The organism is Klebsiella sp. KTE92, assembly GCF_000398905.1.
Lineage (GTDB): Bacteria > Pseudomonadota > Gammaproteobacteria > Enterobacterales > Enterobacteriaceae > Klebsiella > Klebsiella variicola.
On the sequence record NZ_KB976100.1, the window covers coordinates 2,674,376 to 2,699,729 of the forward strand.

General features: G+C 57.0%; 25 protein-coding genes and 1 riboswitch. Of the genes, 6 read left to right on the forward strand and 19 right to left on the reverse strand.

Features of this window, described 5'->3' with window-relative positions:
* Positions 1–78: 78 nt before the first annotated feature.
* On the forward strand, positions 79–1,287 hold the full coding sequence (locus tag A1WC_RS12790; protein ID WP_016161051.1) for an MFS transporter: 1,209 nt from the start codon (positions 79–81) through the stop codon (positions 1,285–1,287).
* Between the two features lie 57 nt (positions 1,288–1,344).
* Here the strand turns inward: A1WC_RS12790 and A1WC_RS12785 are convergent, their stop codons facing one another.
* The 8 genes from A1WC_RS12785 to A1WC_RS12750 form a co-directional block, all read right to left on the reverse strand.
* The gene (locus A1WC_RS12785) at positions 1,345–1,965 is read right to left on the reverse strand and encodes a LysE family translocator (protein ID WP_016161052.1); all 621 of its coding nucleotides are present in this window, start codon (positions 1,963–1,965) and stop codon (positions 1,345–1,347) included.
* Between the two features lie 185 nt (positions 1,966–2,150).
* Positions 2,151–3,257: a PTS fructose transporter subunit IIC gene (locus A1WC_RS12780; protein ID WP_016161053.1), complete on the reverse strand. Its 1,107-nt coding sequence runs from the start codon at positions 3,255–3,257 to the stop codon at positions 2,151–2,153.
* A gap of 42 nt (positions 3,258–3,299) precedes the next feature.
* Complete coding sequence (locus tag A1WC_RS12775) at positions 3,300–3,611, reverse strand: PTS fructose transporter subunit IIB (protein ID WP_004179922.1); 312 nt, start codon at positions 3,609–3,611, stop codon at positions 3,300–3,302.
* A gap of 56 nt (positions 3,612–3,667) precedes the next feature.
* Positions 3,668–4,138, reverse strand: a complete 471-nt coding sequence (locus A1WC_RS12770; RefSeq protein WP_012968206.1) for a PTS sugar transporter subunit IIA — start codon at positions 4,136–4,138, stop codon at positions 3,668–3,670.
* Positions 4,139–4,251: 113 nt separating this feature from the next.
* Complete coding sequence (alsE, locus tag A1WC_RS12765) at positions 4,252–4,932, reverse strand: D-allulose 6-phosphate 3-epimerase (RefSeq protein ID WP_012968205.1); 681 nt, start codon at positions 4,930–4,932, stop codon at positions 4,252–4,254.
* Between the two features lie 23 nt (positions 4,933–4,955).
* Positions 4,956–6,218, reverse strand: a complete 1,263-nt coding sequence (locus tag A1WC_RS12760; RefSeq protein WP_012968204.1) for a PTS ascorbate transporter subunit IIC — start codon at positions 6,216–6,218, stop codon at positions 4,956–4,958.
* A 30-nt stretch (positions 6,219–6,248) separates the two neighbouring features.
* A complete protein-coding gene (locus tag A1WC_RS12755) occupies positions 6,249–6,515 on the reverse strand; it encodes a PTS sugar transporter subunit IIB (RefSeq protein ID WP_012968203.1) in 267 nt (88 codons plus the stop codon).
* A gap of 11 nt (positions 6,516–6,526) precedes the next feature.
* Positions 6,527–6,964, reverse strand: a complete 438-nt coding sequence (locus A1WC_RS12750) for a PTS sugar transporter subunit IIA (protein ID WP_016161054.1) — start codon at positions 6,962–6,964, stop codon at positions 6,527–6,529.
* A gap of 217 nt (positions 6,965–7,181) precedes the next feature.
* On the opposite strand from A1WC_RS12750, the gene A1WC_RS12745 reads away from it, so the two are divergent.
* Positions 7,182–8,234 carry a LacI family DNA-binding transcriptional regulator gene (locus A1WC_RS12745; RefSeq protein ID WP_032691394.1) on the forward strand — a complete coding sequence of 351 codons (1,053 nt, stop codon included), beginning with the start codon at positions 7,182–7,184 and terminating at the stop codon, positions 8,232–8,234.
* A gap of 36 nt (positions 8,235–8,270) precedes the next feature.
* Here the strand turns inward: A1WC_RS12745 and A1WC_RS12740 are convergent, their stop codons facing one another.
* Positions 8,271–9,191: a LysR family transcriptional regulator gene (locus A1WC_RS12740; RefSeq protein ID WP_016161055.1), complete on the reverse strand. Its 921-nt coding sequence runs from the start codon at positions 9,189–9,191 to the stop codon at positions 8,271–8,273.
* Between the two features lie 104 nt (positions 9,192–9,295).
* On the opposite strand from A1WC_RS12740, the gene A1WC_RS12735 reads away from it, so the two are divergent.
* Both A1WC_RS12735 and A1WC_RS12730 read left to right on the forward strand, forming a co-directional pair.
* Positions 9,296–9,961 (forward strand): SDR family NAD(P)-dependent oxidoreductase, encoded by a 666-nt coding sequence (locus A1WC_RS12735; RefSeq protein ID WP_016161056.1) that lies wholly within the window; start codon positions 9,296–9,298, stop codon positions 9,959–9,961.
* 124 nt (positions 9,962–10,085) lie between these two features.
* Positions 10,086–10,724: a hypothetical protein gene (locus A1WC_RS12730; RefSeq protein WP_016161057.1), complete on the forward strand. Its 639-nt coding sequence runs from the start codon at positions 10,086–10,088 to the stop codon at positions 10,722–10,724.
* 42 nt (positions 10,725–10,766) lie between these two features.
* Here the strand turns inward: A1WC_RS12730 and atzF are convergent, their stop codons facing one another.
* From atzF to A1WC_RS12695, 7 genes are all read right to left on the reverse strand, one after another.
* On the reverse strand, positions 10,767–12,563 hold the full coding sequence (gene atzF, locus A1WC_RS12725) for an allophanate hydrolase (protein ID WP_016161058.1): 1,797 nt from the start codon (positions 12,561–12,563) through the stop codon (positions 10,767–10,769).
* Positions 12,560–16,165, reverse strand: coding sequence for an urea carboxylase (gene uca / locus A1WC_RS12720; protein ID WP_016161059.1), 3,606 nt, complete (start codon positions 16,163–16,165; stop codon positions 12,560–12,562). Before uca ends, atzF begins: the two co-directional genes overlap by 4 nt.
* A 166-nt stretch (positions 16,166–16,331) precedes the next feature.
* On the reverse strand, positions 16,332–16,967 hold the full coding sequence (locus A1WC_RS12715; protein ID WP_008804848.1) for an urea amidolyase associated protein UAAP2: 636 nt from the start codon (positions 16,965–16,967) through the stop codon (positions 16,332–16,334).
* A gap of 10 nt (positions 16,968–16,977) precedes the next feature.
* Positions 16,978–17,706 carry an urea amidolyase associated protein UAAP1 gene (locus tag A1WC_RS12710; RefSeq protein WP_016161060.1) on the reverse strand — a complete coding sequence of 243 codons (729 nt, stop codon included), beginning with the start codon at positions 17,704–17,706 and terminating at the stop codon, positions 16,978–16,980.
* Between the two features lie 4 nt (positions 17,707–17,710).
* The gene (locus tag A1WC_RS12705; RefSeq protein WP_012541697.1) at positions 17,711–18,487 is read right to left on the reverse strand and encodes an ABC transporter ATP-binding protein; all 777 of its coding nucleotides are present in this window, start codon (positions 18,485–18,487) and stop codon (positions 17,711–17,713) included.
* Positions 18,484–19,299, reverse strand: a complete 816-nt coding sequence (locus tag A1WC_RS12700; RefSeq protein ID WP_008804845.1) for an ABC transporter permease — start codon at positions 19,297–19,299, stop codon at positions 18,484–18,486. The genes A1WC_RS12705 and A1WC_RS12700 overlap by 4 nt, the downstream gene beginning before the upstream one ends.
* A 24-nt stretch (positions 19,300–19,323) precedes the next feature.
* Entirely contained in the window at positions 19,324–20,382 is a 1,059-nt protein-coding gene (locus tag A1WC_RS12695; protein ID WP_016161061.1) for a putative urea ABC transporter substrate-binding protein, read from the reverse strand.
* Between the two features lie 56 nt (positions 20,383–20,438).
* Positions 20,439–20,537: riboswitch (guanidine-I (ykkC/yxkD leader) on the reverse strand.
* A 446-nt stretch (positions 20,538–20,983) separates the two neighbouring features.
* Here A1WC_RS12695 and oxlT point away from each other — a divergent pair.
* On the forward strand, positions 20,984–22,282 hold the full coding sequence (gene oxlT, locus A1WC_RS12690; RefSeq protein ID WP_012968194.1) for an oxalate/formate MFS antiporter: 1,299 nt from the start codon (positions 20,984–20,986) through the stop codon (positions 22,280–22,282).
* 37 nt (positions 22,283–22,319) lie between these two features.
* Here oxlT and A1WC_RS12685 read toward each other — a convergent pair whose 3' ends face one another.
* Positions 22,320–22,898, reverse strand: a complete 579-nt coding sequence (locus tag A1WC_RS12685) for a GNAT family N-acetyltransferase (RefSeq protein ID WP_172437973.1) — start codon at positions 22,896–22,898, stop codon at positions 22,320–22,322.
* A gap of 30 nt (positions 22,899–22,928) precedes the next feature.
* Positions 22,929–23,531, reverse strand: a complete 603-nt coding sequence (locus A1WC_RS12680) for an HAD-IB family hydrolase (protein ID WP_016161063.1) — start codon at positions 23,529–23,531, stop codon at positions 22,929–22,931.
* Positions 23,532–23,684: 153 nt separating this feature from the next.
* Between A1WC_RS12680 and A1WC_RS12675 the strand changes: the two genes are divergently transcribed.
* Positions 23,685–24,263, forward strand: coding sequence for a TetR/AcrR family transcriptional regulator (locus A1WC_RS12675; protein ID WP_012541693.1), 579 nt, complete (start codon positions 23,685–23,687; stop codon positions 24,261–24,263).
* Here A1WC_RS12675 and A1WC_RS12670 read toward each other — a convergent pair.
* On the reverse strand, positions 24,239–25,339 hold the full coding sequence (locus tag A1WC_RS12670) for an iron-containing redox enzyme family protein (protein WP_016161064.1): 1,101 nt from the start codon (positions 25,337–25,339) through the stop codon (positions 24,239–24,241). The genes A1WC_RS12675 and A1WC_RS12670 overlap by 25 nt on opposite strands.
* Positions 25,340–25,354: the final 15 nt, after the last annotated feature.

A 25,354-nucleotide genomic window follows, 5' to 3' on the forward strand; every position in this document is an offset into this window, starting at 1 on the left:
GAGTGCCATTTTTACCATCTAATCGACAAGTTTGATAGCAGTTAAGCTAGGATATCTTTCATCCACAGGTCGCTTGCTATGCCACTGGTCGCCACAACATTTAATCAAAAGACGCTCATTCGGATTGCTATGGTAATCGCTTTTGTCCAGTTTACTAATGCGCTGGAATATATGATGTTCAGCCCTGTTTTTACATTTATGGCTGCAGATTTCGCTGTTCCCGTCACCTTCTCAGGCTATGTATCCGGTATGTACACATCTGGAGCCGTCCTGTCGGGAATTATCGCCTTTTACTGGGTTGACCGTTGCAATAAGAAACGTTTTTTAATCGCTAATATGGTACTGCTAGCCATGGCGACACTGTTGACGACATTGACCACCAGTTTCCCTCTTCTTCTTACATTGCGCTTTTTCGCAGGACTGGTTGGCGGTACGACAATGGGGGTGGGGATCACTATTTTGATAAACCACACGCCGGCTGACTCGCGCGGAAAAATGTTGGCGACGGTGATTGCGTCATTTTCGATGGTCAGCATCGTGGGGATGCCCGCTGTATTATTTTTGTGTACTCATTACGGTTGGCATGTCGCGTTGTGGTTAATCTGCACACTGTGTTGGTTGGCATTGCCGCTGATCGTCTCCATCATCCCTCAGGATCCCGTCACTTTCGACACATCCCACGCGCTGCCCCTCGATGTAGATACTTTACTGTTTGCTTCCGGTAATGCGCTGGTACAGTTTAGTCCAATGCTGATCATTCCTGTCCTGGCGCCATTAATGACGCAGCTGTTGGGGGCTTCTCAAGGTCTGCTGCCCTGGTTGTTCTTCGGCGGGGGTCTGGCGGGGTATCTGTCTACCAGAATGACAGGCGCATTAACCTCTCGTTTTTCTGCTTTGAGTTTGGCGACCGGGTCGACCCTCGTTTTTATCCTGAGCTTGCTGATACCCCTCCTGGGCTATCCGTATCCGGCGCTATTTATTACGTTATTTCTCGGCGCAGCTTACAGTCGTCTGGTGTCATCGTCGGCGGTGACGATTCAGTTTCCTGATAACAACCAACGAGCGGGATTCTCTTCATTACAGACATCCATGATGTATCTGATGACGACTGCCGCATTTTTCCTGTCTGCTTTTTTGTTACCCGACCATCGCATGGCGCTACAAAATATGGACACGCTGTTGGCGGTATGTGCAATTACCGCATCAGGAACCCCAATTATTGTCATCGTTTTGCAAAAGAAACTGGCTAAACGTACGTTCGAGCCCGATCGTTACAGCACTGAGTAGTACTCCACGGGTTGCTCATTTTTTAAGACAAAAACAGGGGCATACGCCCCTGCGTGACTACCGGCGGCTCATGGCCAGCTTCGCGGCAAATAGCAGAAACAGGCAGCCGGTTGTCCGGTCCATCCATTTCACCACGGCTGGTTTTTTCAGGATGCCGGCGGCATAGCGAGTGGCGGTAATCAGCGTTAATGACCACAGCGTCCCAATCAATACATGGATGGTGACCAGGAGAAAGGTCCAGCTGACGGGTGAATGCCCGGCGGGGATAAACTGGGGCAAAAACGAAACGTAGAAGACGCCCATTTTGGGGTTAAGCACATTTCCCAGCATCCCACGCAGGAACCAGTTACTCGTGGAATCTGATTCGGCCGGGTGGGTGTTAAATTGCTGGCGTGGGCGCAGGAGCAACTGGATGCCCAGCCAGCAAAGGTATCCTGCTCCGCACCATTTCAATAAGGTATAAGCCAACTCAGAAACCGCCAGTAGCGCACCTAAACCAAAGGCCACCAGCGCGCCCCAGATAAAGCATCCAAGATCAATGCCTAACGCGGCATGTAAGGCTTTGCGTCCCCCTTCAGCGGTCGCCGTGCGGAGGATAAGAGCAGTATCAAGACCTGGCGTCAGGGTAAGCAGTGTGGCAGCGAGGGTGTAAGCAAGAAGTGAATCAGTGACGAGCATTTCCTGTCTCCGAAAGAGACAAGGCTACTGAAGCGTTCACATTTTTGCAACAACAATGTTCACCCTGCTCCACTTTTACCCAGCCGTCTACCTGACGCAACTCAGCCCATAACTAAGGACCCCTCGGTTATGGGCTGAGTTGCAGGACTAGCTCAACGCCATTGATAAAATAATACAGGGGTAAGTTAGCTCACTTTAATATCATTAAGGTCGATATCCTCTTCTTCGTGATCATGAGTAACCAGCACATCACGCGGAATATCTTTTTTGATGACAGCATAAACCGTGGCGGTAACAACAATATTCACCAGCAGGGCCATAATGCCAGCCATCGGGTGTGACATGGTGGGGATCATCAGTACCCCACCAAAAGGCACCGTGGCATCCGCACCATACACCATGGTGACTGCGCCACCGCACGCGCCACCGATGGCCGCGGCGGCGATACCGCGGACGATATCGTTCATGACGATCGGGATAGAGCCTTCAACGATATTAACAATCCCCATTGGAACCGCCGATTTTAAGGTTTCCACTTCTTCACTTTTATAGATGTTCTTACGCAGAAGCTTAGCAATGAAGAAAGCCAGGCCGAAACCAATAGGCGTTGCGGTGTTAACTAACTGAAGCGCGGTAATCGGCTCATTTATTCCCTGCGCCTGCAGCGTGAGAACGAAGGCAAAGCATGTCTTATTAAGCGGGCCGCCAAAGTCAACAATACACAGAGCGCCTATCACTGCGCCCAACACAAGATTCGATGACGTGCCCATACTTCTCAGGAAAGATGTCAGCGCTTCCGTAAAGATACCGATAGGCGTACCAATGATATAGACCATAATCAGGCAGCTGATAATGGAGGCAAAAAAAGGCACGATCAACGTTGGCATCAAACCGCGAGCCCAGTCAGGCACCTTGACGTTTTTAATGATCGCCAGCGCGATATAGCCGGCAATGTAGCCACCGATCATCCCGCCGATAAAGCCTGCGCTGATGGTGTTCGCCGCCAGCCCGACGACAAATCCTGGTGCGATGCCCGGCTTGCCAGCAATCGAGCCGGAAATACCCACCGCAATGACCACCGGCAACAGCCCAAGCGCCTTAGCGCCCAGAGTGGCCATCGCCTGCCATAAATCAAATTGCCCCGGCGTTAACGTGTCCTGCACCGTTCCACCAAGCCCCATGCCGATGGCAATAATAAACCCAGCACCACAGACAATGGGGATCAGAAATGAGATAGCGGTCAGCAGATGTCCTTTAGGATTTGCTGCTTGCCATATTTGTTTTAGAGACATAAATTACGCCCTTAAGTATAGAGTCAGCAGGCCGAAATAAAATTATGAATTGACTATTTCACTGAGTTTTTCAATCAGTTTATTGGGGGATTTCACTGCCGTTTCCGTGGCGACTTTGACCACTTTCTTACCCGCAAACCGTTCTTCTCCCGTCACTTTAACATCCGCGGCAAGCAGAACAATATCTGCCATGGCAATCTCATCAGCGGTTAACTGATTCTCAATGCCGATGGTCCCTTGGGTCTCGATTTTAACGTTATGACCGGCTTTTTTGGCGGCTGTTTCAATTTTCTTTTGAGCAATATAGGTGTGTGCAATCCCCACCGTACAGGCGGTAACTCCGACAATATTCATCACGATTCTCCGTTAATTCATTTAATAAGATATAAAAGAATGTTAACAACTACATATTACGCTTCGGTGCTTTCAGTTTCTGAATTGAAAAGCGCAATGATTTTATATGGATCAGATTCAACCAGTAATTTAGCGATAATGTCTTCGTCGGCCAGTGACCCGGATACTTGCGCTAACAGGCGAATATGAGTGGCATTTTGATCCACCAGGCAAACCGCAAATAAAATAATACAGCGAACATCGCTGCCATCCATGGTCTCCCAGGGAATGGTATGTTGCGTGCGTCCGATGGCTAATGCGGTACGGGAAACACCGGAAGATTTGCCATGCGGGATCGCAATATGATTTTCAAAACCGGTAGAGCCTTGCTCCTCACGTAACCAGACATCACGAATAAAGTCCTCCTTATTAGTCACCGCACCATCCTGTACTAGTAAATCGGTGAGTTCTTCTATCACCTCTTCTTTCGTTCTGGCGGTCATATTTAACTTGATGTTTTTAACATTAAGCACTGTCGAAATATCCATAATTCACCCGCATTCATATAGAGTGGTCGTTGAATAACAGAGCAGGCATCGCTGGCGTGATGCAGGTCTTTTAATTTTTTTTAAATATATGCTGTGGTTCGTAAAAAAATTAATTAGGCAGCGACGGTTTCACGCTGGAAAATCTCGATCATTCTGTCCCATGCCTGGCTGACATCCTCATGGAGAGAAAACAGACCCGATGTCCCTACGATAAAGACATCCACACCGGATTCGGCAATCTGGCCAAACGTTTTTGCATTGCAGGAGCCATCAATTTCTGTCAGATAGTGATAGCCATTATTTTTGCGCATACTGATGAGCTTTCTTATCTTGTTCAGCGATTCAGGAATAAACTTTTGTCCGGCATAGCCCGGATCAACTGACATGACCGTCACTTTATCCAACAGGTGCGCATATTCAGCAATACTTTCAGCCGGTGTCGCCGGGTTCAACACCACCCCGCATTGCTTGCCTGCATCCTTGATCTGATTCAGCAGGCGGAAAATTTTGTTATTCGCCGTCTCGGGATGAAAGCTAATGATATCGGCGCCGGCCTCGAGACACATGGGAATAATATCTTCCGGATGGTTCACCATCAGATGGACATCGATGGGAACGGTAGTGATTTTTTTCAGGTTCTCAATAAAAAAGGGAGACAGTGTGATATTGCGGACGTAATTACCATCCATTATATCAACGTGATAAAAATCCGCTTTTTTATTCATTGCCGTGATCTGTTCTTTGAACTGCGTTAAATCCATGCACATCAGTGAGGGTGAAAATTTCGCGCTCATAAACCATCTCCGATAATAAACAGTTAGTTAAACATTGCGATAATATGCCCCAGAACGATGCCGACAACGCCAAAGTCTGCATCGCCAAAGGTTGTAGAACCCAGGCCCATATCTCCCATCATTGGCAAAAGGATGGCCGGCAGGAACGAAATGAGCAGGCCGTGGGCAAATGCCCCCACCACTGCCCCGCGACGTCCGCCAGTGATGTTGCCGTAAACGCCAGCCGTTGCCCCGCAGAAGAAATGTGGCACCAGCCCCGGGACGATGACGCTCAAGCCGAACAGCGGGCAGAGGAACATGCTGACCAGGCCTGCAACAAAGCTTGCGAGAAACCCGACGATGACGGCATTTGGAGCAAAGGGAAACACCGTCGGGCAGTCGAGCGCCGGCTTCGCATCTTTCACTAATTTGTCTGCAATACCTTTAAACGCTGGCACAATTTCGGCAATCACCATCCGCACACCGGCGAGGATGATATAAACCCCCGCAGCAAAAGTGAGGGACTGAATAATGGCGAAGATAATAAAATTCTGACCGGCACTCAGTGTCTCCTCGACAAAGGTTTTGCCCGCGACGACCACCAACACCAGGAACAGAATCATCATAGTGAGAGAGATGGCCACCGACGAGTCGCGAAGAAAATTGAGTGACTTAGGCACTTTAATTTCTTCAATCGAGGGGCTACCTTTCCCGACGACTTTGCCCACCAGCGCGGAAAGCAGATAACCAATAGAGCCAAAATGGCCGAGAGCCAGATCGTCGGTATTGGTAATTTTACGGGTAAACGGCTGCAAGATCGCCGGAGAGATCACCATCATCGCGCCGAGAATCACCGCCCCGATGGCCACCACCCACCCCCCCGACAATCCCCCGACTGACAAGATCACCGCCAGCATCGCTGCCATATAGAGCGTGTGGTGGCCCGTTAAAAAGATGTACTTTAATGGCGTCAGACGCGCCAGGGCGATATTGATCAACATGCCCAACACCATGATTGTGGCGGTTTCCGTGCCATAATTCTTCTGCGCCAGCGCGGCCATCGCGTCGGTGTTAGGGACCACCCCCTGAATATGAAATGAATGTTCAAACAGCTGGCTAAAAATGGTTAATGTATAGGCAATGATACCGGCGCCTGCCGTTAAAATAACAAAGCCCATGATGGTTTTCAGTGTTCCTGAAATAACATCTGAAATTCCTTTTTTTTGCAACAGCAGACCGATCAGAGAAAACAATCCAACCAGAATTGCCGGTGTCCCTAACACATCATAAATAAGGAAATGAAGCATATTAAACTCCACGGTTCAGAAAGCCGTTGCTTAAATGTGTTCTGCTAAAATCTCTTTGATTTTATTGTTGTCGAGTAAATTACTTAATCCAACAACCTTTGCGGAATGACCAACTAAATGTTCGGCAATATCGTTGGCGCTCAGAATAAGGTCCGCCGTTTCGCTTTTCGCTGACGTCAGGTCGGTATGCGCGACTTCAGCCTCTTTATTCATTTCGGCAAGAATTTTTTTGACATTCATTTCAACGATAAAGCTGCTGCCTAAACCATTGCCGCAGACGATGAGTACTTTTTTCATTCTCTTTTCCTTCAGTCAATAACAGCCTGAATTGCCTTAATATCCTCGGCTTTTAACAATCGTTCTAGCTTTTGCTGATCGCTAAAGAGTTCTGCCAGTTCACCGATCATCGTGATATGTTCATTCCCGGAACGAGCGCATAGCATAATAATCACGTATACCGGGTCGTTCTCCGTTGAGCCAAATGATATGCCCTCTTTAATATGAAGGAGCGATAATCCATTCCTCAATGCACCTTGTTCAGGGCGGGCATGGGGCATTGCTAATCCCGGGGCTAATAGATAATAAGGCCCAAGTTCTTCATGGCTTTTCAAAATCGCCTCAATATAGTGCTCTGCCATATACCCCTGCGCCAGCAAAGGTTCTGCTGAGAGTCGAACGGCATTTTTCCAGTTATCTATTGAGTTAATGACATTAATTTTATCCGGGGTTAACCAGTCTCTAATCATATGCACTCCCGAGGGGTCCCATGTGCTGAACTATAAACAGCTAAATAAAATGCAACTGTGATACACCTCCCAAAGTTAGCGCTAACAAGCAAAAATGTTAAAAAATGAGTTACCGCTAACACTGGTTATAATGTGCTTTCCCCCTCGCTGTGGTAAGTTATAATGTGTATCAACGATTTACTTTTGTTACTTTTTATTTTTCAAACGGTTGGTGATCCTGGTGAAGAGTCTAGACGCAGACAATAGCCCGAAAGAAAAACGTCGTAAGGGAACTGGGAAGATAACCCTGACCGAAGTGGCTGAGTTTGTCGGCGTGAGCGCCATGACCGTCTCGCGTGCGCTGAGAATGCCTGAAAAAGTCAACCCTGACCTTCGCGACCGTATTGATGCGGCAGTAAGCCAACTCGGCTATGTCCCCAATCTCCAGGCGCGTAATCTGGCGTCGGTCCATTCCGATCTCATTCTGGCCGTCGTCCCCACCTTCTCTTCGCCAGGTTTTTTGCCGGTGTCGGAGGCGTTACAAAAGATCCTGACTGAACGCGGCTATACCATGATGTTTATGGAATCCGGTCATGACGGCCAAAGCGAACAAAAAACGTTTGAAAAAATGCTCGCCTATAACCCGGCAGCGATTATTCAGTTTAATATCGACACCATTGAGAGCTGTACCCAGCTGCTGGCCAACGTAGATGTGCCTATCCTGGAAATTGGCGCGTTAAATACGCAGTCTGTTGGCATGTGCATCGGTGTGGATTACGGTAAGGCTGTGAAACAGATCGTGACCCACCTGGCGGACGCCTCATTAAAAAATATCGCGTTACTGTGTACCCCGGCCAACAATACAATGTTTCGCCAGCTCCTGAGCGGCTGGAATACGGCGATGCTGGCCCTTAACCGTTCTCCGCATCGGGTAGTGACCACTCATTTGCCTTCCACCATTGCCACAGGGGTGAATATTTTCAAGGATATGATGATCACCTGGGGCGATCTGGATGCGCTAATTTGCACATCGGATGAAATGGCGTGTGGATGCATGATGGCCTGCCACAGCGCCGGGATCAAAGTGCCCAATACCGTAGCCATTGCGAGTTTAGGCGGCGGGGTATTATCGACAGTCTGTTCCCCTGCCCTGACAACCGTTGAATTTCACTGGCATGACATTGGGGTGAAGGCCGGGAAAGCGCTTCTCGACCTGCTCAACGATAAACCTTGTGAAAAGTTTATTGAAATTCCGTCAGTACTCAAAGTCCGGGCCAGTACCGCGGTATAACCGCCATCCGTGGCTTGCTCTATCGGCACCCCCCGTTTATCGCTTCAACTCGTCCTGCCACAGCGGGGATGACGCCAGCTGCTGGCATACCGCGTCGATAAATACCCGGGTCTTGGCGGGAACCAGCGTGCCGGGCGGCATCAGGGCATAAACGCTAACCCGCGCCGCGCTGCGCCAGTCGGGCAGCACGCGGACCAGTTCCCCGCGCTGCACCGCCTGATTAACCATCCATCCCGGCAGCAGTGCGATCCCGGTTGCGCGAATGACCGCCGTCAGCAGCGCTTCACTGATATTGGTGGTGAGGGGGCCAACTGGCGTCACCTGGATATGCTCCCGACCATTCTCGAGGATCCAGTAGGGCCAGTCCGGATGGTGGGTAAAGCCGAGACACCGATGGGCTGCCAGTTGCTCAGGATGAGTTGGTTCACCGTAGCGTTGCAGATAGGCCGGCGAAGCAATCAGCTGGCTGCGAAACGCCCCCAGCTCGCGCCCGGTTAAGGTACTGTCCCGCAGGTTTCCCAGGCGGATCACCGCATCAAACCCCTCCGCGACAATATCGACTCGTCGATCGAGAAAATGGGCATCAAGGCGAATATCCGGATACGCCTGCAGGAAATCAGGAAACATCGGGGCAATCAGCTCCCGGCCAAAGGTCACCGGCAGTGAGACCCGCAACGTTCCCTGCGGGGTGGCAGCAAAGTCGCCTACTTCCCGGCTGGCGGCGCTGAGCTCATCCAGCGCCGTGCGGGCGCGCTGCAAAAACCAGATTCCGGCTTCAGTCAGCGTTACGCTACGGGTGGTACGCACCAGCAACCGGACACCCAGTTTTTTCTCGAGGTGGCTGACCCGGCGGGAAATCACCGACGCATCCCGCTCCAGCCTGAGGCTGGCCCCGATAAAACTCCCTGCCTCAGCCACACAGACAAACGCCATCAGCTCATCAAAATCATCGAACATGATTCCTGCACCCTGCACATTAATCATTTGCAAATAAGGCTAATTATCAGCGATCTGTTGGTCTATTAACATAGCGGCTCTTCAACCTACAGTGAGAGCAGCCTATGAAAACGTTTTTGAGTATTGGGTCCGGTCCTGGGATGGGAATGGCGACGGCCTCACGGTTTGCCGGTGAGGGATTCCGGGTGGTGCTGTCCTCTCGCAGTAAAAGCAATGTGGCGGCACAGGCCGACCAGCTGAGAGCGGCAGGATTTGCCGCGGAAGGCCGCGTGGCGGACGCCAGCGATATCACCAGTATCGCGGAACTCATTCGTGAGGTAGAGGTGGAAACCGGCGGTGTGGATGTGCTGCATTTCAACGCCGCGGCCATGCATGACGGTAATCTGGAGACCCAGTCGGTGGCAGGCTTCATTCAGGATCTCACCACCAATATTGGCGCGGTATATGCCGCCATCAAAGCGGTCACTCCGCGGATGGCCGCGCGTGGAGAAGGCGCGATCCTGCTGACTGGCGGGATGTTTGCCACTCAGCCCCACCCGGAGTATCTGACGCTGAGCGTCGGCAAAGCCGGGCTGCTTAACCTGACGCATGGCCTTTTCCCGGTATTGAAAGCGCAAAATATTCATCTTTCCATCGTGACGGTGGGGGCCTACGTCACGCCGGGTTCCGCCGAAGCCCGGGAGATTGCCGATCTGTTCTGGCAGCAATACCGCCAGCCATCCGCGCAATGGACAGCGGAAGCGTTTTATCCCGTCCCACACCATCAGTAACCTTCCCCGGCCGTCGCCTGGCGTCCGGGAGCCATCGCCTGGACGTGCGGAAGAAACGTCATCCATCGCTTGCTTTCCCTGTCACCTCGGATCAGGATACGACGATATTCATGGAGGCTATGTGATGAAATATTTTATCGGTATGGCGGTGACGTTATTGTTAAACACGCCGGTGCTGGCGGCGGGCGAGCTTGAGATTAACCAGTCTCCCCTGACGCTGGTGTTGAGCGATCAGAATCAGGCACGGGTCTCTTCCTGTGCCGATTTCATTGCGCTGCGTAAAGCGGGAGAGACCGTCGATGCGCTGCCCGGGCTTTCCGACCCGGATGGCCGTGCGGCGGAAGCGGCGTTATTCTCCTGCTGGCTACAGGCCTACACCATCGATCATACGTTATTCCCCTCTGCTGCGCCGAAACCAACCCTGGCTGAGGTGGTTCAGCACTTTCCTGCCAGTGCGGCGTTTATCGTCAGCGATGACGAAAAGCAGGACGTCGCCAAAAACTATGTGGGGAAAACCATCGCCGACTATACCCCGGACCTGAAAGCCAGGGACGATCGTCTGGAATCAGCGGCCAGCGCCAGCGGTTATGTGCTGGATGAGTATTATGCGTTTACCGATAAGCAAGGGCATCAGCTCAACATCGTCGCTCTGGTGGGCTACGCCATCGGCGGTACGGCGAGCGTGAAAAGCTACTATCGCATCGATGACACGCACGCCCGCGTCTGGAGCATCACCCTGCTCGATGAGAACAGCCCGTTATAAGCGAGGGTTCCCTCTGCGGCGCTACCGCAGAGGATGTTCCGTTTACCTGGCCAGCCACTGACGCCAGCCGCCCCAGGCAGTGATCTCCGTGGCATCCCCCAGCCCGGCGGCTTCGCAAATAAAGCCCGTCACCCATCGGCCGTTGGCCAGCTCAACCTGTCCCAGCCCCAGCGGCGCGGGAATAGCGGCCAGCAGCGACCCCACCTCGGCGCTGGGTATCTCCCAGACTTCCACCGCTATCGCCGCGCCGTCGCGCTCGTCACGCACCATCGCCGGGCGCTTGCCATCCGCGAGAGCGTACAAACGATAGCGTGGCGCGCTGTGGGTCGCCTGCAGCAACCGACCGCCCCGCGCCAGCAATTGACCGTTTAAGGGCAGACCGGCCAGATGCGCACCGCATACCGCCAGTGCCATCCGGTCATGGCCTGCGGAATGCGCAGGCGGCGGGCTCTCCAGCCGCGCGCCGCCTGCCAGCGGCAGCCGCTCCGCGCGCTGGAAGGCGTCGGCCAGGCTCAGCAAATACTGATCGGTAAACGCCCGACCAAACAGCGTGACGCCGGAGGGCAATCCGTCAGGCATAAACCCGCACGGCACACTCACCGCCGCATAGTCCAGCAGGTTCATAAAGTTGGTGTAGTAGCCCAGATCGGCGTTGCGGGCGATCGGCTCCGCCGCCAGCTCGTCGAGCGTTACCGGGCGCGGAAAGGTTGGCGTCAGCACGCAGTCCAGCGTATCAAGGATGGCATCGCACTGCGCTTTATACCCCTGCAACTGATACATCGCCTTAAAGGTCGCCGTCGCGTCGATATCAGGCGCTTTCGCCAGCACGTCGCGAATCACCGACAGCACGGCATCCGGCTGCTGCTCAATCAGCGGTCCGGCCACCGCATAGCGTTCAGCAACCCACGGTCCGTCATACAGCAGGCGGGCGGCGGCCAGAAATGGCGCGAAATCGATCGCTACCGGCACGCCGCCGAGCGCCGTCAGCCGCTGCACGGCCTGGGCGAACAGCGCTTCGCTGGCGCGGCAACCGAGGAAGTTCAGCGTCTGCGGAACGCCAAAGCGAAACCCGGCGGACGGCCTGCCAAAGGCCTGCCGGCTGTTCCACTGGGGATTGCGGCGGCTGTAGCTATCCTGCGGATCGGTCCGGGCAACCAGCGCCAGCAGTTGGCTGGCCTCGTCGGCGGTAGCGCTGAAAAAGGTCACACAGTCCAGCGTGCGACAGGCAGGGACGACCCCGGCGGTGGAGATCACCCCTTTCGTCGCTTTCAGCCCCACCAGGTTATTCAGCCCGGCCGGAACGCGACCGCTGCCGGCGGTGTCGGTCCCCAGCGCGAAGCTGGCGACACCCAGGGCTACCGCCAGCGCGGAGCCGGCGCTGGAGCCACCGGAGGGGTAAGCCGGGTGGTACGCGTTGCGGCAACGTCCGTACGGCGAACGGGTTCCGTTCAGGCCGGTGGCAAACTGGTCGAGATTGGTTTTGCCCACCGGCACGGCTCCCAGCGCAATCAGCTGCGCGACAATGGTCGCGCTTTGCGTCGGCCGGTATGCAAACGCCGGGCAGGCAGCGGTCGTGACGATCTCCGCAAGGTCAATATTGTCTTTGATCGCGAACGGCACGCCGTACAGCGGAAGCGTCTCTGGCGAATGGCCTTCCAGCGCCGCGAGAAACGGCGCCTGCTCCGCTTCGCTCAGGAGATGGATAAACAGATTAAATTCGGGATTCAGCGTTTCCGCCCGCTGGCGGATCGCTGCCAACAGCGCCCGCGGGGTGGTGTTGGCGTTACGATAGTTCGCCGCCAGGGTCGCCAGGCGTAAATCAAACGTCTGCTGCATCATGCCTTCTCCTCAATAATCACTGCCACCCGTTGCCCGGCACGCACCGCGCTGCCTGGCTGCACATTGACCTGCTGAACCCTGCCATCGCACGGCGCCAGCAGCGGGATCTCCATTTTCATCGACTCAAGCACCACCAGCACATCACCGGCGCGCACCAGACGACCGGCCTCGGTCTGTACCTGCCACAAATTACCGGATACCGGGCTTTCCACCCCCTGCTCGCCCGGCTGCAGCGGCGCATCGCCCGCTTCTTCTGCGGCGCTCTCCTGGCTGTCGAAATGGGCCTGGCCGCTGGCGATCCAGCGATCGCGTTCGGCGTTAAACGCCCGCTGCTGATGGTCGCGAAACGCGTCAATGCTCTGCGTCTCGCGAGCGAGAAATTGCTGGTATTCCGCCAGCCGCAGCGTGCTGTGTTCGATGCGCAGCGGATAGCGACCGAGCGGGAAATCGCGGCGAATCTCCAGCAGTTCATCGGCCGAAACCGGATAGAAACGCAGCTGATCGAAAAAGCGCAGCAGCCACGGCTTGCCGGCAAAATCGGCCACCTCGTGATAGCGATTCCACATCTGCAGAGTGCGGCCGACAAACTGATAGCCGCCCGGGCCTTCCATGCCGTAGACGCACAGATACGCCCCGCCGATGCCCACCGAGTTTTCCGCCGTCCAGGTTCGCGCCGGGTTGTACTTGGTGGTGACCAGCCGATGGCGCGGATCAAGGGGCGTGGCCACCGGCGCGCCGAGATAGACATCGCCGAGGCCCATCACCAGATAGCTGGCGTCAAACACCGTGTTCCATACGGCCTGCTCATCCGGCAGATCGTTTATCCGGCGAATAAACTCGAGGTTGCTTGGGCACCACGGGGCGTCCGGGCGGACGGTGGTCATATATTTGTCGATCGCCTTGCGGCAGGCCGGATCGTCCCAGGAGAGCGGGAGATGCACGACCCGCGTTGGAACCTGCAGATCATCGCTCATGCAGACCGTAGCCCACTCCCCGCTGACCCACGCCAGCAGGGTCTCCAGCGCCAGCGTTTCCGGCTGGAAATGCAGTTGCAGCGAGCGGATCCCCGGCGTGATATCGATGATCCCATCCCGGGCTTGCCCTTCAAGGGCCTGCATCAGGGCATGGATGCGAAAGCGCAGCACCAGATCCAGCTCCGCCTCACCGGCCTCCAGCAGCAGATGGGTATCACCGGAGAGGCGCGCCACCAGGCGTTTATCGGCGTCACCGCAGGTCATCACCACCGGCGAGGTGAGCGGCGCAGGCTGCCAGGAAACGTCCTGCGCCTGCAGGGTCGCCAGCTCCGCACGACGACCTGCCGCCAGCCGCCGGGCGGTGGGGACGTCCACCGCCACAAAGCGCACTTTATCCCCCGCCTTAAGCTGGCCCAGTTGCCAGAGATCGGCTTCGATAACCGTGACCGGGCAGACGAAGCCTCCGAGGCTTGGGCCGTCCGGCCCGAGGATCACCGGCATATCGCCGGTAAAATCCACGGCCCCCACGGCATAGGGGTTGTCATGAATATTCGACGGATGCAGCCCGGCTTCGCCGCCGCTGTCACGGGTCCAGACCGGCTTAGGCCCGATCAGGCGCACGCCGGTGCGGCTGGAGTTAAAATGCACTTCCCAGTCGGTGGCAAAAAAGGTCGCCATATACGCCGGGGCAAAGAACTCCGGCGCGCCGTGGGGACCATAAATCACCCGCAGCGTACGGACGTCCGTCAGCGCGGTGCGCAGCCCTGCGGGAAGCGCCGCGCCTTCCCCTGTCTCAACCAAAGGCGCAAGATGCAGCACGTCGCCAGCGCGTAGCGCCCGTCCGCCGTGGCCGCCAAACTGGCCGAGGGTAAAGGTGCTTTTACTGCCCAAATAATCCGGTACCTGAATACCGCCGCGCAGGCAGAGATAGCTTCTGACGCCTGGTCCGTTTATTGCCCCCAGCCTGAGGGTCGCCCCCGCCGGAATAGTGAATACGCAGTTCATGTCCTGCCCGGCGCCATCGAGCGTGACGGCGAGCGGCGCGCCGCAGACCACCGCCTGTACGGCGGTATTAAATTTCAGGGTGGGTCCGCTAAGGGTGATCTCCAGCGCGGCGTCACCCTCGGCATTGCCCAGCAGACGGTTGCCCAGGCGCAGCGCCCGGTCATCCATCGGGCCCGAGGGCGGGACGCCCACCGCCCAGTACCCCAGACGTCCCGGATAGTCCTGGACGCTGGTCTGGGTGCCGGCGCTCAGAACCTCCACGGTATCGGACCGGTAGCGCAACTGATCCAGGCAGCGGGTCCAGGGTTCTCCGGCGGTAAACGGCGCAAAGCCGAGGATCTGCTGCAGGTATAAGCGGTTGGTTTCGACGCCATACAGGCGGGTCTCCGCCAGGGCCTGCGCCAGGCCGGCGATTGCCTCATCGCGGCTGGGGCGCCAGACGATAGCTTTCGCCAGCAAGGGGTCGAAAAACGGCGGCACTTCACATCCGGCTTCCACCCAGCGGTCGATGCGCAGCGTGGCGCCGTCCGGCGGCGGAAACCAGACGTCGGTTAACAGTCCAGGCGAAGGCTGAAACTGGCGGCCAGGATCTTCGGCGTAAATTCGCGCCTGAATGGCATGGCCCCGGGGCTGTAGCCCGGCGGCCAGCTCGCTCAGCGGCGGTAAATCCCCTGCGGCCAGGGCGATCATCCAGCGTACCAGATCCACGCCCCACACCTGCTCCGTCACGCCGTGCTCCACCTGCAGGCGGGTATTGACCTCAAGGAAATAGAAGCGCTGCGCCGCGCTGTCGTAGACAAACTCCACCGTCCCGGCGCTTCGGTAGTTCACCGCTTTCCCGAGAGCAATGGCCGCGCTACACAGCGCCTGCGCCATCCCTTCCGGCAGATTCGGCGCCGGGGTCTCTTCAATCACTTTCTGGTTACGCCGCTGCAGCGAGCAGTCGCGCACGCCGAGGGCGATAACCTCCCCCTCACCGTCGCCGAAGATCTGCACCTCCAGGTGACGGGCGCGTTCGATATATTTTTCGAGAAACACCCCGGCGTCGCTGAAGTTGTTTTGCCCCAGTCGCTGCACCGTGGCAAACGCCTCGCTCAGTTCGCGGGCGTCGCGGCAGACGCGCATGCCAATTCCCCCGCCGCCCGCCGTACTCTTGAGCATCACCGGGTAGCCCACCGCCTCGGCCGCCCGGCAGGCTTCCTCGCTGTCGGCCAGCAGTTCACTGCCTTCCAGCAGCGGCACGCCCTCCGCTTTCGCCAGCGCGCGAGCGGTATGTTTCAGGCCAAAGGTACGCAGCTGTTGCGGGGTCGGGCCAACAAACGCCAGTCCCGCCGCCTCACAGGCTTCGGCGAAGGCGGCGTTTTCCGACAGAAAGCCGTAGCCGGGATGGATAGCGCGGGCGCCGCTCTGCAGCGCGGCGGCAATGATCTTCTCTACCACCAGATAAGTTTGCGCTGCCGGGCCCTCGCCAAGGCTGAGCGCTTCATCCGCTTCGCGGACGTGCAGACTGCTCAGGTCGGCTTCGGCGTAAACGGCAACCCCCTTCACCTGCATGGCGCGCAGGGTACGTAAAATGCGGCAGGCTATCGCCCCGCGGTTGGCAATCAGTAAGGTATCAAACATAAGCGGAACTCACAGCGTAGCGGGTCGTCCCGCAACAATTCGTCTTTCCCTGAGGTCGTCCCCGGGGGAACCGGCGCTTAAACGTGGCGCGTCGGCGTGTGATTCAGGCGGTCGGCGCGAACGGCGAACAGCCGAAAGGCCAGCAAACGCCAGCGCTGCCAGCGGGTCAGTTCCATACCAGCACCTCGGCGGGGGTCGGGTTCCAGCCATTGCAGGGATTGTTGAGCTGCGGACAGTTGGAGATCAGCACCATGGCGTTACACTCCGCGCGCAGTTCAACGTATTTTCCTGCCGCCGAGATGCCGTCCGCAAAGGTCAGACCGCCCTCCGGCGTCACCGGCACGTTCATAAAGAAGTTAATGTTGGCGCCGATATCGCGCTTATGCAGGCGGCCATCGTGCAGACAGGCGCAGAGAAAATTGTCCCGGCAGCTGTGCATATAGCGCTTGTCGAGGGCGTAGCGCACGGTGTTGCTCTCCTGGGCGCAAGCGCCGCCGAGGGTATCGTGCCGCCCGCAGGTATCGGCCACGATGGTCATCAGCGGATGGCCGAGGTTGGAATAGAGCACGCTGCCGGCGGTCAGGTAGGCGTTCCCCTGGCGACGCAGCGTGCGCTGCGCATCGTAGCGCTCGCGCGGGTTGTCGGCGTTGTAAAACAGGGTATCAATCGCCTGATTGCCTTCGAGATCAAGCAGGCGCAAGGTTTGCCCTTTTTTAACCTCAAACAGCCAGGGTTCCCCGGCCGGGATCACATGGCGATAGACGGCCTCTTCCGGGCGTCGGTTACTGGTGATAACGGTCATGAACGCCTCCTTACAGGGCAAAAAGTTGGGTATTACGGAACGCGCGCTGATTCTCATCGCGAGTCAGGAGCGCCTGGATGGCCGCGTCCTCATCGTCGGCCTGATACCAGCTCAACTGCACCGGACGGGGCGCATATTCTGTGGCCGGATCCTGGGGATGCGGCAGCGCGGTGAGCACCAGCAGGACGTCCATCGGGGCAAACAGCTCAACGTAATCCCCGGCGCGACTGTTGCCGGCAACAAACTGGAAACGGCCCTCGTCATCGACGGTGACTTTGCTGAAGAAGTTGACCACCATCAGCAGATCTTCCAGGCCGAGATCCCATTTGCCCATCTCCACCAGCAGGTTATCGACGCCGTTGCGGTAGAAGCCATTGCGTAATTCCTGGTAGCGTCCGGCGCCATATTTGTCGTGTGTCTCTTCGGCGTTAAGGACCCCGCCGAACGGATCGTGCCAGCCGCAGCTGTCGGCGACGATCCCGGCCAGCACCCGGCCCATATCGGAGTAGAAACAGTGTCCGGCGGTCAGGCGCGCGGTATGCTGGCCCTTGAGGGTATCCGGCAGGTTCAGGCGCTCACTTTTCTCATGGGGGTTGAGCATCATCATGCTGACGTTCGCCCCGCCGTCGATATCGGTCAGGCGCAGGATCTGCCCTTTGCGCAAAATCAGCGAGGTATGCGCCCCGCCGGGAAGCCGCTCTTCGCGCAGGCTGGGAGTGGCGTGAAAAGGTACGGTCATCAATTTATCTCCTTAATGCGTAAACGTTGGTGTCGCTACCGGTGGCCAGCTGCGCCATCCGCGCCTCATTGAGCGGGATATCGTAGGTAATGCGCGCTCCCCAGGCGTTAGGCGCCTGCGGATCGATGCGCACTTTGTCGAACACCAGCAGCCGGGTGCCCAGGTTGAAGCCTTCGGCCAGATCGTGGGTGACCATAAACACCGTCATGCGCGTTTCGCTCCATAGCTGGAGCAGCAGCGCATGCATATCTTTGCGAATGCCAGGATCCAGCGCGCCGAAGGGCTCATCGAGCAGCAGCACCCGCGGCTGCATCACGAACGCCTGGGCGATGGCCAGCCGCTGTTGCATCCCCCCGGACAACTGCGCCGGATATTTATCCAGAGCGTGCCCCAGCCCCACTTTCTCCAGCATGTGCTGGGCCTGTTGCCGGGCCTCGCGTTTTCTGCCGCCAAACAGGCGCCCCAGCAACGGGGACGCCGGCAGCTCCAGGCCGATGGCGACGTTATCCAGCACGTTGAGATGCGGAAACACCGAATAGCGCTGGAAGACCACGCCGCGGCTGCGATCCGGCTCCGCCGCCAGCGGCTGGCCATCGAGCAGGATGTCGCCACGGGTCGGTTTTTCCTGACCGAGCAGCAGGCGTAAAAAGGTCGATTTACCACAACCGGACGCGCCGACCATCGAGCAAAACTCGCCCTCTTTCACCTGCAGATTGATGCGCTCCAGCACCACGTGGTCGCCGTACTCCTGCCAGATGTTTTTGATGTCGATAAAACTCATCCCCGGCCTCCTTCCGCCCACGGGAAACAGGCTTTGTGCAGCTGGCGCAGCGCCAGATCCATCAGCCATGCCAGCAAGGTGATCCAGATGACATAGGGAATAATCACGTCCATCGCCATATAGCGCCGCACCAGGAAAATGCGGTACCCCAGCCCGGCGGTAGCGGAGATGGCCTCGGCGGAGATCAAGAACAGCCATGCTGAGCCCAGCAGCAGGCGCAGAGAGGTGATCAGCCGCGACAGCAGCTGGGGAAGCACTACCCGCAGCACCAGGGTCCAGCTATTGGCGCCGAGGGTCTGCGCCTTAATAAACAGCTCCGCCGGGATCTCCTTCGCCCGCTGCTCCAGGTCGCGCGCCAGCATTGGCGTAATGCCGATGACGATCAGCATCACTTTCGACAGCTCATCGAGGCCGAAGACGATAAACAGCACCGGCAGGATCGCCAGCGGCGGGATCATTGACACCACCGTCATCAGCGGCGACAGCGCCGCGCGGTACATTGGGAAGACGCCGGCGGCGATGCCGATACCGAGGCCGATCAGCGACGAGACGGCCAGGCCCGTCAACAGACGGCTCAGGCTGATCAGCGTATCGGCCCACAGCAGATACTCACCGCTGCGTTTGTCCGGGGTGAACGCCATCCGGTCAATGGCTGCCACCATCTGCGACAGGCCTGGTAACAATTTGTCCTGCGGATTGGCTTCCAGCCGCACCGCTGAACCAATAAACCAGGCGGCGATCAGCACGACAAAAGGCAGCAGCATCAGCGTCAGGCGCATCCCCTTTTGGGGATAACGGTTAATGTGGCGCATGGCGTGGTCTCCCGGCGATAATCATTACAGCTGGCCCGCGGCGGCCAGCTTCAGGTAGCTGTCGTCAAAGCGCAGTTTGCGGTTGGCGGCATCGCCGAGGGTGACATTTCCCGGGAAGGTCATACCGATAAAGTCCGCGCTCTGCGCCCCTTCACCCAGCAGGCCTTTATCGAACGAGAACTGCGCCACTCGCTGCATCGTTTTCGCCAGATCCGGCGAGGAGATAAACGCCAGGGTGTCGCCAGGTGTCCAGAACAGATGGGTTGTTTTCAGCTGTGCCTGGTAGCCGGCAAGATCGGTGCCGGAGTCGGCGGCCATGGCGCTCAACGCCTGGCTATCCCCGGCCTTCATTTTGGCCATCATTTCAAACCAGGCGCCGGTCAGGGCTTTGCCCAGCGCGGGGTTATCTTTCAGGGTCTGGGTATTCACCACCATCATGTCGATAAGCTCGCCCGGCACCTGCGAGGAGCTAAACACTTCGCTGGTTTGTGGGGTCTTTTTGATAACCGACAGCTGTGGATTCCAGGCCACCGCCGCCCGCACGCCGCTGGTGCCGAAGGCCGAGACGATATCGGCATCCGAGGTATTCACCACCTTGACGTCTTTTTCCTGCAGCCCGGCTTTTTCCAGGCCGCGCACCAGCAGATAGTGGGATACCGACAGCTCCGGGAGATACACCGACATCCCTTTCAGGTCGCTGAGCTTTTTATCCGCCCCTTTCAGGACCACCCCGTCGTTACCGTCGGAGTAGCTGCCGGTGATCAGCGCTGTGCTGTCGACACCGCCCGCCGCCGGGATCGTCAACGCGTCCATGTTGGTCATCGTGCAGCCGTCAAACTGGCCGGCGGTGTACTGGTTGATGGATTCGATGTAATCGTTGAGCTGGACGATATTGATCTTGATGCCGTATTTGCTGGCCCATTTATCAATTATCTTTTCGTTACTGATGGTTCCCCAGGGCATCCAGCCGGCGTAGATGGTCCAGCAGACGTTGAACTCTTTTTTGACGGCGGCAAACGACGGAACGCTGGTCAGCAGCGTCAGCGACAGGACAAGTGAGCGGAGGAGCGGCGATGTTTTCATGGTGGACCTCTGGTTAGCACGAGAAACGGAGCAGCGCGACACCCAACGGTGCTGCTGTCTCCCGGGCTTTTATCCCGCCGTGTAACCTCGCCGAGGTCGCCAGCTCTCGGACCAGACGTTCACCGCGGTGAACCGGAACCCTAGCCAGCTATTGTGTGATCTGAATTGTCTGTTGCGCTGCTTTCTGCCGATGTTCTTGCAAGCGCCATGCCAGGAGCCAGAGGCCGCTCACCGCCGCGTTTCGCCGCCAGCGGACGCATCGATTCCCAAAAATGGGGAGTGATGTTGGGGCATTGCATGGCTTTGGTGCAGGAAAACGCAGAGCGCATGCGCCGACATTCTGTGGATTTGCCACGAACATTTCCCACGCACCGCGATGACCCATTTGCACCGCCTCAGTGCCGCTCCTTCACCATGTCGCATCCCGTTAGTCACCACCTAATTACATTAACCTGCTGAATATAAATGATTATTTTATATGGCACGTTTAATGCTGTGCGCTTGTATACCGCGATGTGGACAAGATCGTATGCCGTATGGCCACAACACGTCGTCACTCTGCGGTCGCCACCTTCCCCTTTCCGTGAGGCATCCAGGGTGGATGCGTTTCACGGAAGCCTGCTTACTGAAAACGGAGAACAACATGACGACACTCAGTGAACCGTTGGTTACCCCGAAATATGGCAAATGGCGCCAGCTGGTGCTGGGTTTGATCTGTATGGCCGCCATTTCCAGTCCGCAATATGTCTGGACGCTGCTGACAAAACCTCTGGCCGCCAAGCTTGGCGTGGGTTTGCCAGAATTGCAGGTCACCTTCTCGCTGCTGATCATCCTGCAGACCTTCTTTTCCCCTTTTCAGGGGCGGTTAGTGGAAAAGTTTGGCCCACGGCGGCTGATCGCTATTGGCACGGTGATGGCGGGAATGAGCTGGGTGCTTTCCGCGCAGGTGAATGGCCTGGCAACGCTCTGGCTGGTTTATGGCTGCATGGGCGGCCTCGGGACCGGGATCGTCTACATCGGCGTTGTCGGCCTGATGGTCAAATGGTTCCCACAGCAGCGGGGATTTGCCGCCGGCGCGGTGGCGGCGGGCTACGGGATGGGGGCCATCATAACCACCTTCCCCATCTCCCTGTCGCTGACCACTAACGGCCTTGAACACACGATGACGACTTTCGGGATCCTTTTCGCCCTCGTCGGCTTCCTCGCCAGTCAGGGGCTGAAGCTGCCGCCGCCCGCTGTCTCCCAGCCCGTCAGTCAGACGGTGGCGCAGAGCAGCAGATCGTTTACTTCCCGGGAAATGCTGCGCCAGCCGCTGTTCTGGCTGATGTTCGCCATGATGGCGATGATGTCGACTTCCGGGCTGATGGTCACTTCGCAGATGGCGGTGTTCGCCGAGGATTTCGGCATTAGCCAGGCGGTGGTGTTTGGCATGGCGGCGCTGCCGCTGGCGTTAACGATAGACCGCTTCACCAACGGCTTAACCCGGCCGCTGTTTGGCTTTATTTCCGACCGCTTCGGCCGCGAGCAAACCATGTTTATCGCCTTTGCGCTGGAAGGCGTGGCGATGATGCTCTGGCTGGCGTGCCGGGAAGATCCGCTGCTGTTTGTCCTGCTCTCCGGGGTGGTGTTCTTTGGCTGGGGGGAGATCTTCTCTCTCTTCCCGTCGACACTCACCGATACGTTCGGCAGCGAGCATGCCGCCACCAACTATGGCTGGCTGTATATTTCTCAGGGCATCGGGTCAATCTTCGGCGGCCCGCTGGCGGCACTGCTCTATCAGTACACCCACGGCTGGCATGTGGTCTTCAGCTGCGCGATTGGCCTTGATTTTGTCACCGCCGCCCTCGCGCTGTGGGTGCTAAAACCGTGGCGCGCGCGCTTTATCCGCCAGCACAGCTAACTGCAGCGCTGACAGAAGTGACGGCTCGCCCGTCACTTCACTGATATTCGCTGCGCAGCAGCGCGTACAGGTACTCATCGCCCCACTCGCCTTTAAAAAAGATATTCTGCCGGTAATGCGCCTCGCGACGAAAGCCCAGCCCTTCAAGGAGTTTGATCGCACCGGTATTGCGAGTGTCTACCACGGCTATCAGCCGATGATGGGCTAACTGTTCAAAGAGTAAGGCCATCACCGCCCGCATGGCTTCTCTGGCATAACCCTGGTGCTGATATGCCGGGGAAAAGGTCATCCCCAGCTCGGCCTGTCTGCCTTGATCGAAAAAATGGATCCCCACATCTCCCGCCAGCGCACCGTTGGCCTGGATCTCTACGGCAAGCTGGAACCAGCTCTCATCCTCAGCAAAGGCCAGCGAACGCTGTTGTTCATAGAAGGCTCTCGCCTCTGTCATACCATATTGGGTCCAGCTCTGAAAACGGGCCACCTCCGGCAGGTTGCGATAATGGCTGAAAGACGGCAGATCTTCCGTTCTGAACCGGCGCAGCAGCAGCCGGGGCGTGGTCAGGGGTAACATCATCTCTTCTCTTCTTCTCAATGAGACAGGCAATCGCGGGGCCATCTTAACCTGCGCAGCCTGACGCTGCCAGGCTCATGGCGGAGCCTCATCCCAGCGATAGATTTTAGTGGTGGCCAGCGCCAGCATGGCGAAATCTTCCGGCGTATCGCCGTAGGCGAAGATCTCCTCGTAATCGGCCAGGGGGTAGCTCGCCAGGATACGCGCCTTTTTCGCCAGGCCGCTGCAGTCTCCGCCCTGATACTTTCCGGTCGCTGCCCCGTTTTGAAATTCAACTTCGCTGCACAGCAGTTCGAGATGGTGCTGCTGGCACCACGGACGAAGATAGACATCCAGCGAGGCTGAGACCACCACCACGGTGTCTCCTCGCGCCTGATGCCAGGCTATACGCTGCATCGCGTTCTCCCGCAGCGTGCGGGGAATAAACACTTGGCTATGATCGTTGCCACGCTGCAGGATCTCAGGCTGAGATTTTCCAGCAAAAGCATAATGAAAGACTTTTTGCCGGATAGCAGAGGCTGAGAGCCAGCCCATTTTCCAGGCGAGAATATGCGGTAACAGACGCAGCCTGCCCCGACGAATGGCTTTCGCATCGAGGGACTGATAAATGAAAGGGGTAAAAGTATCTTCGTGGGTTATCGTGCCATCGAAGTCAAAAAAGGCAATGTTCTTCTTCATCCTTGTAACCTTATTCAAAAACACCGACGCCGCTTAAACCGCGGCTGATTTACTTTTTGCCCGTCTGGCGGCAAGATCCGGCATAATGCACCGCTGTCGCAGGACGGCCGTGTCACCGGCAGTCGTGACAGCGAACATTCGACAGGAAAACGCATGAAGCCAAAACAAGCGGACATTCTCCGCCACGCCAGCGCACTGTTTAATCGCGAAGGATATCAGTCGCCCAGCATCGAGCGGATTGCTGAACATGCCGGCATCTCCAAAATGACCTTCTACCGCTATTACGCCGATAAAGAGGCGCTCATTCTGGCTATCCTCAAGCAGAAAGAGAGCGAATTTATGCAGGATTTGGCGCAGATCACGGCGGATAAAGCCAGCGCGCGGGAGAAGCTGTTTGCCGTGTTCGACTACTACCATCGCTGGTTTACCTGCGACACGTTCCACGGCTGCATGTTTACCCGCGCGCTGTTTGAATATGGCGCGTCATCGCCGGCGATCCGGGAGCAGTGCTCCCGATTCAAGTCGCTCCTCTGGCAGTTCTTCCGCGATATCCTCCTGCAGGTGTTAAAACCGGAACCTGCCGAGCGGGTCGCCATGATGATGGTGATGCTCATCGATGGCGCTATCGCCGCTCAGCAGGCCGAGTCCGTCGAATGCCGGGAGATCCCACCGGGGATCACCGCCTGGAGCGCAGCCAAAGCGCTTATTTACTCAGAAGGCGGAACGCTGTGAGATAATGCGCTGCCGTCCAGCGACTGCAGGGCCGCCAGCAGGCAATCATAGTAATCGTTGCAGGTTTGCAGGCGCAGCGCGGCGCCAAAGTAGACCTCCTCCATCGCCGCCGGATGTTTTTTGCCAATCGGCACAATCACATTGTTCAGCCAGCCGTCCGCATGACCGATATCGACGGTGATATGTTCGGCATAGTAATGCACGTCGCGATCGGAAAGCCCAATCCGCCGGCAGCCCGCCACCAGTTTTTCATACTGCGGTGGGTCGAGCAGCTCGGTCATCGCCATGACCCCCAGCGATTTGTAATAATGCTGACGGTTTACGCCGCCCAGCATAAAGGCGTTATACCCGGCCAGACCCTGCCACTCGTACAAATGGGCAAAATGATTGTCCGGCAACGCGATATTCCGCCGCTTCAGTAAATCCTTATACAGATTGACGTGGGTGATCTCAGTGCTGCCCTGACCTATCTCATCCCACAGATTTTGCGCAATCTCGGCGCGGGTTTCCGGCAGCGAACCGACCAGCCCCATCGCCACAAGATCGAAGAACAGCAGATTCAGCGCGCTGTCGCTTTTGAAGAAATAGTCGATCTGCGCCGCGGAGGCCTCGCTGGCAAGGAAATCGAACAGCGGATGATGAGACGCCGGGTGCTGCTGGCATAAGGCGCGCAGTTCGTCGACGATATTGCCGGCGTTAAGCACCGGTCTCTGGCGGTGGAAACGTTTGCTTTCCGCCCGCAGCCACTCAGACTCAATGTAGTTTCTGATCCCGGAGAGTAGCGGATGAAACTGATTGGCTGCCGCTGGCGAGAGCGGGTCGGCAAGCCAGGACTGATAGAGGATGAACAGCGCATGGTGAGCCCGCTTTTTGGCCTGTGGATCGTCAGCGGAGAAGGCGCGGATGCAGGTATTCTCAGTCAGATGCCAGGCTCTGTCGGCCACCAGCGGGTTGGCCGTCAGCTTCAGCGACAGCGCGTTGCTGTGCAGAAGCTGGTCAATTAACTCATCCAGTGCCAGCCTGGCCATCACCGCGGTCTGGTCACTACCAATGACCCCATTTTCTGTGTTACGCATGGATTTGTCCCTGTT